This window comes from Leisingera sp. F5 (genome assembly GCF_001593695.1).
Genome location: NZ_LUKH01001405.1, coordinates 1 through 1,052, shown reverse-complemented (window position 1 = coordinate 1,052; position 1,052 = coordinate 1). Strand labels below are relative to the sequence as shown.

The 1,052-nt window shown below is 58.5% G+C and carries 2 protein-coding genes; one reads left to right on the top strand and one right to left on the bottom strand.

Translation table 11 applies throughout. The annotated features are described in order from the left end of the window. Positions 1-182: hypothetical protein (locus A2I95_RS41805; RefSeq protein ID WP_291738140.1), on the bottom strand; the 182-nt coding region annotated here is incomplete at its 3' end. A gap of 9 nt (positions 183-191) precedes the next feature. On the opposite strand from A2I95_RS41805, the gene A2I95_RS41800 reads away from it, so the two are divergent. Further along, the coding region (locus A2I95_RS41800; RefSeq protein WP_291738139.1) for an extracellular solute-binding protein at positions 192-1,052 on the top strand (861 nt) is incomplete at its 3' end.

Genomic DNA, 1,052 nt, shown 5'->3' with positions numbered 1-1,052 from the left:
TTCGTCCAAGCTAAAAGTTTGAAAAGACGAAAAAGCGCACGTAGCGTGCAGAGGCAAGAAAATAAGGGCAGAGCGGGATTGTTGTGAAACTGCGAAAAGAAAATTTCCTGAATCTCCGTGCGGCACTGACCGGAATCACCTTGGCTTTTGCTGCGAATTTTGCGCAGGCAGAATCGGGTCATGGCATAGCTATGTATGGGGCGCCTGCGCTGCCACCGGATTTTGTGTCTTTACCCTATGCCAACCCCGATGCCCCTAAAGGCGGCAAGGTTGTTTTTGGCAATACCGGCGGCTTTGACACGCTGAACCCATTCACCCTTAAGGGGACCGCGCCGTGGCAGCTTCGGTTCTGGGGATACGAGAGCCTGATGGGCCGCTCCTGGGATGAGCCGTTCACGCTTTACGGTCTCCTAGCCGAATCGATTGAGGTGCCCGAGGACCGCTCCTGGGTCGAATTCACCCTTCGCGAGGAGGCGCGATTCTCCGATGGCAGCCCGGTAACCGTCGAGGATGTGATCTGGTCCTATGAGACATTGGGTACCCAAGGCCACCCGCGCTACCGCGGTTTCTGGACCAAAGTGGCGCGGATTGAACAGACCGGACCGCGCAGCCTGCGCCTGACGTTCAATACCGAAGACCGGGAGCTGGCGCTGATTGCCGGAATGCGCCCGATCCTTAAGAAAGCGCAATGGCAAGGCAAGGACTTCGGCACGGATACGGTAGCAGGCGCGCCTGTCGGCACCGGCGCCTATGTGGTGACGGAGTTCGAACCCGGCCGCTTTGTCACCCTGGCGCGCAATCCGAATTACTGGGGCAAGGATTTGCCATTGCACCGCGGCACCCGGAACTTTGATGAGCTGCGCATCGACTTCTTTGGCGACGCAACCGTGCTGTTTGAAGCCTTCAAGGCAGGCGGGCTGAGCGCGGTGCGCGAATTCAACGCCGACAAATGGGACGGCGTCTATAATTTCCCGGCCGTGACCCGCGGCGATGTGGTCAAAAGCGAAATCCCGCATCAGCGCCCATCCGGCATGACAGGACTGGTGATGAAC